Genomic DNA, 14929 nt, shown 5'->3' with positions numbered 1-14929 from the left:
AAAGGAGACGTTCAAAATGACTTTGAAAAAGACTTTAACGATAGCAGGATCAGATACATCCGGGGGCGCTGGAATTGCCGCGGACTTGAAAACGTTCCAAGAACACGGAACATATGGAATGACAGCACTTACAGTTATTGTAACAATGGACCCAGACAACAATTGGAGCCATAATGTATATTCTCTTCCTATCGATGTGTTGAAAGCGCAAATTAAAACAGCATTATCGACTGGAGTCGACGCCATTAAAACGGGTATGTTGAGTACAGAAGAAGTCATTGAAACAGCCGGAAATGCAATCGCTGAATCAGGGCTAGATCATGTAGTTATCGATCCAGTTATGGTTTGTAAAGGCGAAGATGAAGTTCTAAATCCCGGTAATGTCGGGGCAATGGTAAATTATTTGTTGCCTAAAGCAGAAATCGTTACACCAAACTTGTTCGAAGCTGGACAACTTGCGGGGATGAAAACACCGAAAACTGTTGAAGATATGAAAGCAGTCGCTGAAAAAATTCACGCATTAGGTGCACGCAACGTTGTCATTAAAGGCGGCAAACAGTTGGTACATGATAAAGCAGCAGATCTGTTTTACGATGGCAAGACGTTTACACTTCTTGAAGCCGAAAAAACGGATACGAATTATAACCACGGCGCAGGATGCACATTCGCAGCAGCCATTACAGCGAATCTTGCAAACGGCTTGGCTGTTAAAGATGCCGTAATTGAAGCGAAAAGGTTCGTTTCGGCAGCCATTGCACATGGTTGGAAATTAAATGAGTTCGTCGGACCTGTTATGCACGGTGCAAAAAACCGATTCGACGCACCAGAAATTACATTAACTGAAGTGTGACATTGTAAAGCGACTAGGGAATTCCTAGTCGTTTTTCTATATATTGAATTAAATTTTCTAACTTGAAAGAGTCCAATGATGATCGCTTTACCAAGCCGTTGATTTCCGTTCCAAGCGGACGCTTTCCACTGACCAAACCACTTACGCTTTTATGTAAGCAATGTAATCGTAATCAAATCGGATACTCTATATACTAAAGACAAACGTTATTCACGTTTGAAGGAGGATTATCTATGGAAATCGTACAGCCTGAAAAGTTACAAAAATTAATCAATACCTTCGCACATAAAGATGTATATATCCATCTTGAAACGACGAATGGTTCTTATGCAGGTCATTTTAAAGAAGGTTTTTTCAATGCAGGCGCATTTATTCGAAACGTTGTTGTGAAATTCGAATTGGGTAAAGTGGCTGGTAATTCCCCTCACCGCGTCGGCCTCAAACTACCTTCCGGATGGATTTACGCGCAAGGGATTACGCATGCTTTGCTTGACGAACACGGACGTTTACTAATGGCGGGACTTGATCCTGAAGGAAAGCTTGCTGTCTCACTCGAAATTAGTGAAACACCGTTTACATATTAAGGAGGAAATTTTAATGATAAAAAAAGAACGCCATGTACTTGTCATATTCCCCCACCCGGATGACGAAGCATTCGGTGTATCCGGTACAATTTCGACATATAGAAATATGGGAGTACCCGTTACATATGCATGTTTAACACTCGGTGAAATGGGTCGGAACCTTGGAAACCCACCTTTCGCAAACCGAGAGACATTACCACAAATTCGAAAAGCTGAACTCCTCAAAGCGTGTGAAGCGATGGGGCTCGATGATTTACGAATGATGGGATTACGCGACAAAACGATTGAATTTGAAGACGATGAAAAAATGGTGAAACTCGTTTCAGATTTAATTGAGGAAACGAATCCTTCCCTTGTCATTTCATTTTACCCTGGACTTGCTGTTCATCCAGACCATGATGCTTCGGCTCGGGCGGTCGTCCGTGCAGTAAGAAGAATGGCTGAAAGCAAGCGCCCTACACTTTATACACTCGCATTTGCGAATAATACGGTTGAAGTATTAGGTGAACCAGATGTAATTCATAATGTGCAAGACGTCGCAAAACAAAAAATTGCCACACTGAATGCACATGCTTCTCAAACTGTTTGGATGATGAAAGAAATGGAAGCGAAGTTGGCAGCAAATGATCCAGAAGCCCATAAATGGCTGAACACCGAACGCTTCTATACGTATAACTGGGACAAAGACTTTGAATGAAAAACCGCCTGTAGCCCTTGTAGCTACGGGCTTTCCATTTCATTAAATAGATTGAAAAAATGGAATATAACACAAGCTATTTACAAGGATATTATTTGAGTATAAGATGTATAATTATTCACTAAGTTAAACAGTTATACAAAGGAGCATCATAAATTGAAAAAATTTACATTTTCTACATGGGTATTATTCCTCGTTCCATCCATTCTCGGTATTGCTTTGTTCATGATACCTATGAAATACAATGGTGATTGGAAAGTTCCAATTGCTATCTTAGCAGATATATTGTCAGGGACGGTTGCTTCCATTATGCCGTGGGTTGCTATGATCACCCTTATTATTGCAGCATTTGGTTCCATTGTTTTTTTAGCGATTCCAAAGGCTTCACTTAAGCCGTCGTTTTTCATTAATTTATTTAAAGTATCGTTTTTTTGGACAGTCGTTCGGATTATCGGAGCGGTCCTGGCAGTACTTACTTTGTTTCAAGTTGGTCCTGAAGCAATTTGGAGTGAAAATACGGGTGGACTTCTACTAAGTGAAGATGGTCTTGTTACTTTTCTGTTTACAATATTCCTGTTCGCGGGAATCCTTTTGCCACTTCTTTTGAATTTCGGATTACTTGAGTTTTTTGGCACGATGATGGTAAAAGTAATGCGGCCTTTATTCAAAATACCGGGTCGGTCTTCGATTGATGCGCTTACTTCGTGGATTGGCGATGGAACGATTGGTGTCTTACTTACAAGTAAACAGTATGAAGAAGGTTTTTACACGAAAAAGGAAGCCGCCATTATCGGAACGACCTTTTCTGTTGTATCCATTACATTTTCGATTGTTATTATTGAAGAAGTTGGCCTAGGTGCATACTTCTTACCGTTTTACGGAACCGTTATTTTAACTGGACTAATCCTTGCCTTTATCATGCCGCGGATTTATCCTCTTGTAGGAAAAAAAGAGGAATACATCAACGGAGCGCCTTCTACGGGCGATGAAGAGAAATTGCCCGAAGGATATAGTACATTTTCACACGGACTTGAAAATGCATTAACAAAAGCGGATACAAATCGCTCATTCTTAAAAACCATTACAGAAGGATTAAAAAACGTTCTTGATATGTGGGTTGGTGTGATTCCGGTCGTTATGGCTTTCGGAACAATCGCTTTGATCCTTGCAGAGTATACAAGTGTTTTCACAATTTTAGGTATTCCATTTGTACCGATTCTGTCTCTTCTTAACATTCCAGAGGCCGCTGATGCGGCACAACTTATGGTTGTTGGGTTCACAGATATGTTCCTACCCGTCATACTAGCAGACGGTCTAATTACATCAGATTTGACGTTATTCGTTGTAGCAACTGTTTCCGTAACACAGCTTATTTTCATGGCTGAAACGGGCGGACTTCTTCTAGGTTCCAAAATCCCTGTAAAATTTTTGGATCTAGTCGTTATTTTCTTATTGCGTACACTTATTTCATTACCAATTATTGCTGGAGTTGCACATCTCTTATTTTAAATAAGCATCGAAAGACCTCGCATATTATACAATAAAACATCGCATTTCTCGATTTAATCGAAAAATGCGATGTTTTATATCTTACTTTTCTATTTAGATTTTCAGCAAGTTTCGTTGATTGAAGCGGAAGGCGGCGACTCCAGCGGGAAAAGCGCGGCCAGGTGAGACCCCACAGGAGCGAAGCGACGAGGAGGCTCCCGGACCGCCCGCGGAAAGCGTCCGCCTGAAGCGGAAATCAACAGCATCCTATGGAAGAACTCTAATTTAAGTGCACTTTTTCAGTGACCTCTATATTTGCGAGGTCTTTTTGATTTGTTAAATTACACATTCAGTTTCGTTTTTAGTTTTTCCAACATGTCGATAGTCATTTTGTCCAAGTCATAGGATGATTTAAATCCCCATTCATTTATTGCGGCCGATGGGTCAATGGAGTCAGGCCAGCTTTCGGCGATTGCTTGACGGACCGGATCTACATCATATGCCATTTCAAATGTCGGGATATGCTTCTTAATGGATGCTGCAATTTCAGAAGGCTCAAAACTCATTGCGGTTACGTTGAACGCATTTCGGTGAACAAGTTTCGCCGGATCTGCCTCCAGTAAGTCCACAATTGCTTGCAACGCATCTGGCATATACATCATATCCATATACGTTCCTTCAGCAATATAAGAAGTGTATTTTCCTTCTTCAAGCGCTTTGTAATAAATGTCAACCGCATAATCCGTCGTTCCGCCACCAGGCTTTGAAACATACGAGACAAGTCCTGGGAAACGAACTCCGCGTGTATCGAGTCCAAACTTATGATAATAATAATCACATAATAATTCACCCGCAACTTTGTTTACACCGTACATCGTTGTTGGGCGTTGCAATGTGTCTTGCGGTGTATTTTTTTTCGGTGTCGATGGGCCAAATGCGCCAATTGAACTGGGTGTGAAAAATTGCAACTTAAGCTCGCGGGCAATTTCAAGCGCATTCATAAGTCCGCCCATATTTAAATTCCATGCAAATAATGGCTCATCTTCTGCTTTAGCAGATAACAAAGCCGCCATATGCATCATCGTATCTGCACCAAAGTCTTTTGCTAGCTTGTGCATTCGATTTGCATCGGTTACATCTAAAACTTCAAATGGCCCTTCCGATGCTGTATCCCCCGCACGAATATCTGTCGCAAGAACATTATTAACGCCATATTCAGACCGAAGCTTTGTAATTAGTTCAGAACCTATTTGTCCAAGGGCTCCAGTTACAATAATTTTCTTCATTTTATACTCCTCCTATTTTTAACACATATGTATTTATGGAGAGAACACTAAGTTTTTTTATTTTTCATTATACTTAATTGACGCCTTTAATTCATTGTAAAGTGTTCTCCTCTAAAAGACAACAAAAATAAAAGAATAAATAAAACATGGTATTTCCACTGAATGGGGTTAAAGAAGTCTACCCAATATTGGAGCGATCTACTATATGTGTTGAAATAAAGAATCCCATTAAAAAATCCCCGAATAGCGTAATGCCATCCAGGGATTCGATTTCCTTATGAAATTATATTAAGTTCTTTACCTACTTTTTCGTAAACAGCAAGTGCCTCGTCGAGCATTTCTTTCGTATGTGCCGCTGTTGGCATATTACGAACACGCCCTTTTCCTTTTGCAACCGTCGGGAAAACAATCGCTTTTGCGTAAACGCCTTCTTCCATTAGACGTTTTGAAAATTGTTGAGATAACTTTTCTTCACCAATAATACATGGTGTAATTGGTGTTTCAGAAGCACCAATATCAAAACCAAGACTTTTCAGTCCAGCTTTCAAGTAATCCCCATTTTCCCATAACTTATCATGCAACTCTGTTGAATCCATTATGTTTTGCAAAGCACCCATCGTCGCAGCAACATCCGCTGGCGTCACAGCCGTTGAGAATAAAAACGGACGGGAACGAACTTTCAACCAGTCAATCAAATTCTGTTTCCCGGCAACATATCCACCGACCACACCAACTGCTTTTGATAATGTACCCATTTGCATATCGATTTCTTTTTCAAGACCAAAATGCTTCACAGTTCCTTTTCCTTTTCCTGTAACACCTGAACCATGTGCATCATCGACATAAGTGATTAAGTCAAATTCTTTTGCGATTTCTACAATAGCAGGTAAATTCGCGATATTACCATCCATTGAGAAAACGCCATCTGTAATGTACATTACTTTTTCGTACAAACCAGACTCCGTCGCTTCTTTTGCTTTCGCACGTAGATCATCCATATCTTGGTGATTTACACGAATCACTTTTGCACCCGACAGACGACATCCGTCAATGATTGATGCATGGTTTAATTCGTCAGAAAGAATTGCGTCTTTTTTATTCATAACAGCTGAAATCGCTGCCATATTACAATTAAATCCAGACTGATATGAAATAGCGGCTTCTGTGCCTTTAAATTCAGCAAGCTTTTTTTCCAATTCAATATGAAGGTCGAGTGTTCCGTTAATCGTTCGAACAGCACCCGCGCCGACTCCATACTTATCGATTGCGTTTTTCGCAAGCTCTTTCAAACCTTCATCTGTTGCAAGGCCTAAATAGTTATTGGATGATAAGTTAATCAATTGTTTTCCATGAATTGTAATCATCGCGCCATTTGGTCCTTCAACAGGATCGATTTCATTATAAAGACCGTGGTCTCGTAGTTCCTTTAAGTTTTCATTTAAAAAAGCATCTAGTTTTTTTGACAAGGTCATCTTCCTCTCAGACAGTTTCTTTTTCTATATTAACACACTGCCCATCTGTCTGTAGAATGATGCACCATTTTGTTGCTATATATCCAAAAGAAGTCCCGATTTTTTGTCGAAGGTTTTTCGATGAATTGCTGAATCCATTGCAATTTTCATACTGTTATTTGCTTGGGAAAAGGCCTGCATATATCCGGTGGCGTCCAACATTTTTTCTGCATACCGGTTACTAACTTCACTTATCTTCAATTCAGCTTCTTCAGATTCTGCACACATTTTTACAAGGTCCAATATTTCATCGCCCGGTCTTTCCGGATCATAGACATGCGGTTTTGTTGCATCGATTAAACAAACTGATAACTCCGGAATTTGAATGAGGTCCACCCCTTGGGGATCTAGACCACACCAACCATAAAGAACATCAAAGCCCCGCTCTTCAGCTTCTTTTCCGAGCGCTTTCATAAGCGTCGACTTTCCTGTTCCAGGTAATCCTTTTATGAGAATACGGCGTTCGATACGTTTCGTAATCGAGGCGATAAAATCACGCGCCCCGCTTGACGTTAAAGAACCAATTAGTCGGTGGGAAATGGTTGAGTTTTTATTTAAAGAAGTCATTCCAAACAGTTCGTTTTTCAATGAAGCAATCTGTTTTTCATGTAAATTCCACTTCATTCGATTGATATTCACGACTTCCCATTCATCGTGAATCGTCAACGCCTCTGCTAGTGATTTTAATGCCTTTGCAAGCGACTTTTCTGCTTCTTCCAATTTGGCTACGATAACACCATTTTGCTCCCGCAATGTAATTTCATCGTAAATATCATAGAAACTAACGACCCGATGTTTCCCTCCAATATCCGCAGGTTCAAGTGCTACTGGATGAGATGCCTGGACGAAAAAAATGTCGGGGCCTTTCACGAATACCGCGTCTGTCCGATCTGGATGTATCGGGCTCATAAAACGATCAATATCAAATCCTCGTTTAATAAAGTGCGCCCCGGTCTCATTTAACAAATCAGAAATTGCATTTGTTGGCGGGCATTTTAAATAGATTGTTTTCGATGCAGATGCGATGAGTTCGTCATACTTATGAATTACCCCGCGCCCAGTATATGCCGTCCCCATGTATTCTGTTACGGTTCCATACATAGTGCTCATCCTTTCTGTACATACGATTATCGTATGCGTGAACAACGAAAAAAAGCACGGCCTAGGCACATGCTTTTCTACATTTCTACTTTTTCAACTAGATTCATTTCAAATAAAACTTCTTGATCCGCCTCACCAATTATCTTCAATAACAGTTTGCGACTTAGCGGGAGTGTATAGTGTACAAACTGCCCCATAAGAAGCGCGATAAGTACTGTACCAACGCCAACGGGTCCACCAAGCAACCACCCCAGGCAAGCGACTCCCACTTCCATAAGTGTCCGCGACATCTTCAAACTAATTCCCAATTTGTCTACCATTAAGAGCATCAAGCCATCTCGTGGACCGGCACCCATATTTGGTGACACATACAACCCAATACCATATCCCACAACGACAATGCCTAATATAAAGATGGTTACTTGCCCTTCAAGCGAATGAAATTCAGGAAGCAACCAGTTAAACATATCAATAAACAAGCCAATTAAAATCATATTAATCCATGTACCAATTTGGGGTAATTTTTTAAGTACCACAGCAGTCGAAATAATAATGATAAACCCTGTTATAATCCCCCATGTGCCAATCGTCAATCCAAAGTTCTCATACAAGCCAACATGAAGTACGTCCCACGGTCCAATTCCTAATCTTTGCCCTTTAATTGTCATCGATATACCAAGAGACAGAATCATCATACCGCCGATGAAAAACGCCCATCTTACTAACATTATTTTTCTCACACTAATCCTTCTTTCCAAGCAAATAAAAAACATTCATGCATCGCATGAATGTGTATCTTATCCATTATAACATGTCCGAGGTCTCCGACAAACGTTGTTAACTATTCACAATATTTTGAAATGTAGCTCCTGTAACTTGGGCAAGCATAGACGGCGCTAATTTCATTTGCAATCCTGGTTTTCCCGCACTGACAATCATTTCTTCCAATTGTTCAGCGGATTTGTCAATTACCGTTGGATAGTTCTTTTTCATCCCTACCGCTGAACAACCTCCGCGGACATACCCTGTTTCTTTCGTCAAATCACTTAATGGCAGCATATCGAGCTTTTTCACTCCAACTGCTTGTGCCGCCTTTTTCAAGTCGAGCTCAAGAGCTACGGGAACTAGAAAAACGAACAAACTCGTAGCATTTGCTTTTGTGACCAATGTTTTAAATACAATCCTAACAGATTGCCCTGTCTTTTCTGCGACGGATATCCCGTCCAATAGACCATCATTCACGTCGTATTCCATTAGTTCATATGAAATCTTCTCACGGTCTAAAATTCGTACAGCATTCGTCTTCACTTTCTTACTCGACTTGGCCATCCAATTAGCACTCCCTTATATATATAAGAAAGACCGCCATTATACTCCGGCGGTCTTACACTTATTATACAACTTTATAAAAACTAGGCATAGCAATTTCAAATCCTTGCTGCTTCATTGATTGCCGAAGCCCTTTCGATTTCAGAAGAAGTATAATTATACACGCTTATTATAATAGGAATACCCTATAAAGGATTCCATCCATTATAGGGTATCTAACCTTTTTTACCGAAGGATCTTAATTTTTGCTAGTTAAAATTCAATTCCTTTTACTGCTTTTACGCCTTCATCATAATAATGTTTTTCGGCTTCGACGACTGAAACAAGATCAGCGATTTCTTTAATTTCCGGTTGGGCGTCTCTTCCAGTAATTACGAGGTGGACGTGGGCTGGTCTATTTTTGATCATCTCAAGTACTTCATCTAAAGGAAGCACATCATTGATTGGAAACTTATCAAGAGCTAACGCATTATTCAATTCGTCTAAAATAACCACATCATAGTCACCGCTCATGACAGCATCTCTTGCGATTGGCCATGCTTTTTTAAGTGCTGCCCGGTGCTCTTCAGGCGTTTTTAACCAAGTAAATCCAATGCCCAATTGCTCCATTTCGACACCTAGTTTTTTAAATGCAATCTGTTCCCCATAAGATCGTTCTGGCGATTTAATGAATTGGAAAATCTTAACCTTCATCCCTCTTCCTGTACTACGAAGAGCAAGCCCTAATGCCGCCGTTGTTTTTCCTTTCCCGTGTCCGGTGTAAACAAGTGTAAGTCCTTTTTTTCTTTCTTTCGCTTCTGTCATTACTTTTTCCCCCTTATCGTTTTTGAAATATTAAACAAGCTTGAATCCACTTCTCAACCATTTCTAAACACGTCGCAAAATGGAACTGTGTATATCCCGCGATAACGTTATCTGTGACAAAGCCATCTGTCTTCGTACCCCGCATCCCCTTTGTTTCATACGCATGTTGAAGCGTTTCGGCAGACTCAAACGTAGCGTAATGAAATTCATGTCCTTTGGCTGATTGGTGTTCACCAAGTAAAAAGTTTTCCTTGCAACCACTGATTTCCCGGTAACCAATTGCTTGCAACTTCGTATGCATCTTGATTTTTGCAGGAATAAAATCGACCATACCAAATGTTTCTCCCTCGGTCGTTTCAACGGAATTCGTCAAATACATAAATCCTCCGCCTTCAGCAAATGTCGGAATTCCTATTTCAAACGCTTGTCTTAGCGAGGCTTTCATCCGTTCATTTTGCCCTAGCGAACGAGCAAACTCTTCTGGAAAGCTTCCGCCTATATAAAGTCCGTCGATATCTTCCGGCACCGCGTCATCCATTAAGGGTGAGAAGTAAACAAGTTCAGCACCGTATGACTCCAAGATTTCCAAGTTCTCCATATAATACGAATTAAATGCGGCATCTTTTGCAACAGCAATTCGTACAATCCGCTCTCTTTTCTGCTCAAAAATGGAATTCGTTTGCTGTATGTCAAGGGGTTGCGCCACTGAGATTTCCAACAGCTTGTCTAGGTCGATTGTTTCTAGAATTAAATCACCGAGCCGATCAAAAAATGGATCGAGCTCCCCTCTTTCAATCGATGGAATGAGTCCCAAACTTCTTTCGGGAATTTCAATGCCCCCTTCCCTTTTCAAATAGCCTACAACAGGAATTTGACATTCTTGCTCAATGGCTGTTTTCACAATTTCATAATGTCCTTCGCCTCCTACCTGATTCGCGATGACACCGACGATATTGGATCCACTTGAAAGTGTTTGGAACCCTTTCACAATCGCTGCCGCACTTCTGGCCATACTTGCACAATTGACGACGAGCAAGACTGGGCTTTTCGTTATCATACTAATTTCCGCTGTACTCCCTACATTCGTTTTAGGATCTTTTCCATCAAAGAATCCCATTACACCTTCCATAATTGAAATATCCGCGTCATTACTTCCATGTTCAAAAATATCAAGGACTGTTTCTTCTCCAAGCATCCAGCTATCTAAATTACGCGAAACTCGTTTGGTAACTGCAGTATGATAAGAAGGATCAATATAATCCGGTCCACACTTAAATCCTTGGACAACGAGTCCCCTTTTTTTAAAAGCCGACATTAAACCAATTGTCACCGTTGTTTTTCCAACGCCACTCCCCGTGCCTGCTATGACAAGCCTACGTTCACTCATTGATTCCACCCCTTCGTTCAAAACCAATATTAAATCAATTACGCCAGAGGCTTAACATGAATCAACAGGGAGTTTGAGCTTCCGTTGATTCATGTTAAACTTTTTCGTCAGTGCTTTTCTCGTTGCTTTGATAACTGCTTGTTCAACACTTTTTCGTAGCACGCCGCTTCGCTCTTCATCAAGGCGTTGGCCTCTTCGCTGATTGACAGCAACGACTAAATTGTCGCTTGCTGAATGAATTGAATCTAACTTGAATTCTTGACGGACCGTTACTTTCGCTTCTATCGCTGCCATATAACAATCTAGCAACTCTTTGTCTTCCAAATAGCCCTCTATAAAAATCATCGTTTGAATCGTATCCAAGCAATTCCGCGCGTTAAAATCTTCAGATTCGGTCCGCGCTTCGATTGCAACAACTACTACTAGCTCTACTCCGGTTAATTGCTGGTCGATTATAACGACATCCTTTATTGCACCGCCAATTCCAATACCTACTGCTTGTTCAGAAGGAACTCCATTCTTATCCATCCACCCAGCATTAATTTCTTTCGAATTACGGTCTCCATTGACGGACTCTTTCTTCAGTAAATAGAAGTGTTGTACCCACTGAATACCCTCTCCACTCGTCGCATTCGATAACGTACGTAGTGGTTGTTTGGACTGGATGTGAATCGCATCTTCTTTTCTCTCAACTGTGAGGCTTTCTAATAATGATTCAATGTCCATCGGGTCCGTTACGTTTGGCATCATAAGTAGTTGCGGTTTTGGGACAACCGGGTGTGACTGTGTCTTCACTTCAACTTCGTATACCTTTGTTAACTGTTGTTCTTTTCGTAATATATTCACGTCACCTACTTCGAGAAAAGCACCGTCATGAAGCAAAGCAACTCGATCCGCGTAAAGTGAAGCGATATTCAAATCATGTAAAATCGCAAAAATCGTTAACCCTTTTTTCTGCTGCCACTCTTTTAAAAGGTCGAGCATTTGAAAAGTATGTTTAATGTCCAAATGATTCGTTGGTTCATCCAACAGTAAAACTTCAGGCTCTTGGGCTAATGCTTTTGCCAACAAGACACGCTGTTTTTCCCCTCCGCTTAATAATCGGAATTGCGTCTGCCTATATTGTTCAACTCTCGTTATTCCCATCACCGTATCAATTACTTCACGGTCATAAGTTGATAAACTTTTTATAATCCCTTTTTGATGAGGGTAACGTCCCAAACTAATAATTTCTTCTACTGTATAATCAAAAGTCACTTGACTTTCTTGAGCAAGAACAGATACTTTTCTCGCTTTCTCCAACTTCGATAAACGGGACATCGCTTTCCCAGCAATCAAAACTTCTCCGCGACTGACCGGTAATTGTCCCGTAATTAGTTTAAAGAGCGTCGATTTACCGCTGCCATTCGGCCCGAGTAAAGCGAAAAATTCACCTTTTTTTATTTCCATATAAAGACCATTGATAATCGGCTTTTTCCCATAGCCACCTACGAGATTCTCAACAATAATCATCCGTTTTCCCCTCTTCCGATTCTTTCTCTAATTAAGAGAAAGGCAAATACCGGTGCACCAATTAAAGCAGTAATCACACCAATCGGGAATTCTCTTGGAGCAATAATTGTGCGAGCGAGTAAATCGGCCAAAATAAGAAAAGCTCCTCCAAACAACATGGACATGGGGAGGACGTGCCGATGATTGGGTCCTGTCAATAAACGAACCAGATGTGGAATCACGAGACCGACAAATCCAATTGACCCCGAAACTGCCACAGCCGCGCCCGTTAGCAACGACGCACCGATTAGAATAAAGATTTTACCCCGTTTTACGTTAACGCCGATATGATCCGCTGCTTCCTCGCCAAGCGCAAGCGCATTTAATTCGCGGTAATGAACGAGCAAGATAAACGAACCAACAATCATAAATGGAATGATTAGTTGAACATGGCTCCATCCTCTCATTCCAACACTCCCGTACAACCAGTAAATAATTTGTGCCATTGAATCTTTGTCTCCCAGTGCAATAATTAGCGAGGTAATTGCACCGATAAAAGATCCAACAATAATTCCGGCTAAGATAATCGTTTCAATGGCAAGACTTCTACTGCTCAAACGGACCAATCCAAACACGACGACCAGCGCAACAAATCCACCAATAATAGAGACGATCGGCAATGTAAAACTTCCAAGCCCCAAAATTGTAAATTGGAAAAACAAAACGGAAACGGCACCTAGCGCGGCACCTGAGGAGACACCAATCGTATAAGGATCCGCCAATGGATTACGCAAAAGCCCTTGAAACGCTGCACCAGCTAATGAAAGCGAAGCGCCGACGCAGAAAGCTAATAAAACGCGTGGCACTCGAATCTTCCAAATAATTAGCTCTTCATTCATTGGGACTTGTTCAAGCCAGCCCATTCCGAACGCCTTGTCCGATACAATATGAAGTATCGTAGAGACAGGAAACTTGACACTACTTACGAGTAAACCGAGAAGGGCGGCGCCAAGCACTACCCCTATAATTATCAAATAAAGCCAACTAATTTTACTCCCCAAAAACTTCCGGATAGATGATTTTGGCAAGATTTTCGACCCCTTCAATTAAACGTGGTCCCGGTCGAGTGACCGTATCACTATCTACATCGAATACTTGTTCATTTTTTATCGCAGGTACTTCCTCCCAACCTTCACGTGCTAAGACACCTTCCGCCGGATTGTCTACATAGTAACCATATGTTGTAATGATAACGTCAGGATCCATCACGACAATTTCCTCTTCCGTCAACTTAACCCAGCCTTCGTGACCTTCTGCAGCATTCGTTGCGTGGATGCTTTCAAGCATTTCGTGCATAAATGTATTTTTTCCTGTCGTGAAAATATCCGGAGCCGGTGAAACTTCAACCCATACTTTCTTTTTATCCGTAATGTCCTTCGCTTTCTCTTGAAGTGCTGCATGTCTTTCTTTCATATCATCAATTATTTTTTCAGCTTCTTCGGTTGTTCCTGTCGCTTTGGCAATCACTTCCATTGTTTGATAAACTTCTTCAAACGATGTTGGGCTACCTGTAACAACTACGGTAATGCCCGCATCTTCATATTGCTTTAGGATTGCCTCATGCGTTGTATGATGATATTTTGTTACAAAAGCAATATCGGGAAGAAGAGAGAGCACAAGTTCGGCGTCCATATCTTGTCCACCGACTTTTTGCACAGATAACGCCTCTTCAGGATAGTTACAGTAATCAGAAACGCCAATCATTCGATTTCCCGCGCCCAGTGCATATAAAATTTCTGTATTGCTTGTTTGAATCGATACTATTGATTCAGGTTCGCTTTCAATCGTTACTTCGCGACCTACATCGTCGGTAAACGTAATTGGAAATGATTCGACGACTTCATCGCTAGCTTCCACATCCAGCAATGATTCTTCGGCTGCATTGTTAGGTTCTTTATCCGTTCCACAAGCCGTCATAAAAGCTAACATAAATACAAATACAAAACTTAGAAAACTCCACTTTTTAAAACTTTCGTTCATTTCTTTTCCCCCTACATCATTTTTGGCATCAAAAAAAGCGCTTTTCCCGGAAGAAAGCGCACATGCAAAAGCGTTATCAATGAAACTCCTTATTAGAAATCAGACGTTCCCAAATAAGATGACAAAACGCTTTAAACACCCTTTCCTCGAGGAAGCTTAAAAAATCAAAATAGGCAGGTCTCCTGACTTACGAATCATCGGTCTACTAACTCCTTCCCATGCTTTACGCACAGTGGAACTTGCATAGTTTTCCGTATCGCTTACAGTGACGGGATCGTGTTGGACTTTAACCAACTTCCCTCTTCGTTTTAAATCATTGCTATTTGCAACAATTTGAAAAACCTATTGATCAACTATTCTT

General features: G+C 41.0%; 14 protein-coding genes and 1 riboswitch. Of the genes, 4 read left to right on the top strand and 10 right to left on the bottom strand.

The window, feature by feature from the left end; genetic code table 11:
- Window positions 1-16 precede the first annotated feature (16 nt).
- The 4 genes from thiD to KSU66_RS03070 all read left to right on the top strand — a co-directional run bounded on the left by thiD (window position 17) and on the right by KSU66_RS03070 (window position 3640).
- Entirely contained in the window at window positions 17-850 is an 834-nt protein-coding gene (gene thiD / locus KSU66_RS03085) for a bifunctional hydroxymethylpyrimidine kinase/phosphomethylpyrimidine kinase (protein WP_269049951.1), read from the top strand.
- 233 nt (window positions 851-1083) lie between these two features.
- The gene (locus KSU66_RS03080) at window positions 1084-1434 is read left to right on the top strand and encodes a YojF family protein (protein ID WP_269049950.1); all 351 of its coding nucleotides are present in this window, start codon (window positions 1084-1086) and stop codon (window positions 1432-1434) included.
- 13 nt (window positions 1435-1447) lie between these two features.
- Window positions 1448-2131: a bacillithiol biosynthesis deacetylase BshB2 gene (gene bshB2, locus KSU66_RS03075; protein ID WP_269049949.1), complete on the top strand. Its 684-nt coding sequence runs from the start codon at window positions 1448-1450 to the stop codon at window positions 2129-2131.
- A gap of 156 nt (window positions 2132-2287) precedes the next feature.
- Window positions 2288-3640 (top strand): YjiH family protein, encoded by a 1353-nt coding sequence (locus tag KSU66_RS03070; RefSeq protein WP_269049948.1) that lies wholly within the window; start codon window positions 2288-2290, stop codon window positions 3638-3640.
- Between the two features lie 320 nt (window positions 3641-3960).
- On the opposite strand, the gene KSU66_RS03065 is transcribed toward KSU66_RS03070, so the two are convergent.
- From KSU66_RS03065 to KSU66_RS03020, 10 genes are all read right to left on the bottom strand, one after another.
- Window positions 3961-4905: an L-threonine 3-dehydrogenase gene (locus tag KSU66_RS03065; protein ID WP_269049947.1), complete on the bottom strand. Its 945-nt coding sequence runs from the start codon at window positions 4903-4905 to the stop codon at window positions 3961-3963.
- 275 nt (window positions 4906-5180) lie between these two features.
- Window positions 5181-6377, bottom strand: a complete 1197-nt coding sequence (locus KSU66_RS03060) for a glycine C-acetyltransferase (protein ID WP_443028929.1) — start codon at window positions 6375-6377, stop codon at window positions 5181-5183.
- A 75-nt stretch (window positions 6378-6452) separates the two neighbouring features.
- Window positions 6453-7517, bottom strand: a complete 1065-nt coding sequence (locus KSU66_RS03055; protein ID WP_269049945.1) for a hypothetical protein — start codon at window positions 7515-7517, stop codon at window positions 6453-6455.
- A gap of 77 nt (window positions 7518-7594) precedes the next feature.
- The gene (locus KSU66_RS03050) at window positions 7595-8257 is read right to left on the bottom strand and encodes a YczE/YyaS/YitT family protein (protein WP_269049944.1); all 663 of its coding nucleotides are present in this window, start codon (window positions 8255-8257) and stop codon (window positions 7595-7597) included.
- A 97-nt stretch (window positions 8258-8354) separates the two neighbouring features.
- A complete protein-coding gene (gene ybaK, locus KSU66_RS03045) occupies window positions 8355-8846 on the bottom strand; it encodes a Cys-tRNA(Pro) deacylase (RefSeq protein WP_269049943.1) in 492 nt (163 codons plus the stop codon).
- 252 nt (window positions 8847-9098) lie between these two features.
- Window positions 9099-9650 carry a cob(I)yrinic acid a,c-diamide adenosyltransferase gene (gene cobO, locus KSU66_RS03040; protein WP_269049942.1) on the bottom strand — a complete coding sequence of 184 codons (552 nt, stop codon included), beginning with the start codon at window positions 9648-9650 and terminating at the stop codon, window positions 9099-9101.
- Between the two features lie 13 nt (window positions 9651-9663).
- A complete protein-coding gene (locus KSU66_RS03035; protein ID WP_269049941.1) occupies window positions 9664-11037 on the bottom strand; it encodes a cobyrinate a,c-diamide synthase in 1374 nt (457 codons plus the stop codon).
- Window positions 11038-11088: 51 nt separating this feature from the next.
- Window positions 11089-12549 carry an ABC transporter ATP-binding protein gene (locus KSU66_RS03030; RefSeq protein WP_269049940.1) on the bottom strand — a complete coding sequence of 487 codons (1461 nt, stop codon included), beginning with the start codon at window positions 12547-12549 and terminating at the stop codon, window positions 11089-11091.
- On the bottom strand, window positions 12546-13616 hold the full coding sequence (locus tag KSU66_RS03025; RefSeq protein WP_269049939.1) for a FecCD family ABC transporter permease: 1071 nt from the start codon (window positions 13614-13616) through the stop codon (window positions 12546-12548). Before KSU66_RS03025 ends, KSU66_RS03030 begins: the two co-directional genes overlap by 4 nt.
- Window positions 13579-14568 carry an ABC transporter substrate-binding protein gene (locus KSU66_RS03020; protein ID WP_269049938.1) on the bottom strand — a complete coding sequence of 330 codons (990 nt, stop codon included), beginning with the start codon at window positions 14566-14568 and terminating at the stop codon, window positions 13579-13581. The genes KSU66_RS03025 and KSU66_RS03020 overlap by 38 nt, the downstream gene beginning before the upstream one ends.
- Before the next feature lie 155 nt (window positions 14569-14723).
- Window positions 14724-14927: riboswitch (cobalamin riboswitch) on the bottom strand.
- Window positions 14928-14929: the final 2 nt, after the last annotated feature.

The organism is Sporosarcina sp. G11-34, from assembly GCF_026931025.1.
Note: the sequence above shows the minus strand (reverse complement) of the source record. Positions and strands in the feature narration are given on the sequence as shown.

Excerpts from the sequence above, each read along its gene's own strand:
- KSU66_RS03020 (WP_269049938.1), bottom strand. The coding sequence starts at position 14,568 with ATGAACGAAAGTTTTAAAAAGTGGAGTTTTCTAAGTTTTGTATTTGTA.
- ybaK (WP_269049943.1), bottom strand. The coding sequence starts at position 8,846 with ATGGCCAAGTCGAGTAAGAAAGTGAAGACGAATGCTGTACGAATTTTA.
- thiD (WP_269049951.1), top strand. The coding sequence starts at position 17 with ATGACTTTGAAAAAGACTTTAACGATAGCAGGATCAGATACATCCGGG.
- KSU66_RS03035 (WP_269049941.1), bottom strand. The coding sequence starts at position 11,037 with ATGAGTGAACGTAGGCTTGTCATAGCAGGCACGGGGAGTGGCGTTGGA.
- KSU66_RS03060 (WP_443028929.1), bottom strand. The coding sequence starts at position 6,377 with ATGACCTTGTCAAAAAAACTAGATGCTTTTTTAAATGAAAACTTAAAG.
- KSU66_RS03030 (WP_269049940.1), bottom strand. The coding sequence starts at position 12,549 with ATGATTATTGTTGAGAATCTCGTAGGTGGCTATGGGAAAAAGCCGATT.
- bshB2 (WP_269049949.1), top strand. The coding sequence starts at position 1,448 with ATGATAAAAAAAGAACGCCATGTACTTGTCATATTCCCCCACCCGGAT.
- KSU66_RS03080 (WP_269049950.1), top strand. The coding sequence starts at position 1,084 with ATGGAAATCGTACAGCCTGAAAAGTTACAAAAATTAATCAATACCTTC.
- KSU66_RS03065 (WP_269049947.1), bottom strand. The coding sequence starts at position 4,905 with ATGAAGAAAATTATTGTAACTGGAGCCCTTGGACAAATAGGTTCTGAA.
- KSU66_RS03055 (WP_269049945.1), bottom strand. The coding sequence starts at position 7,517 with ATGTATGGAACCGTAACAGAATACATGGGGACGGCATATACTGGGCGC.
- cobO (WP_269049942.1), bottom strand. The coding sequence starts at position 9,650 with ATGACAGAAGCGAAAGAAAGAAAAAAAGGACTTACACTTGTTTACACC.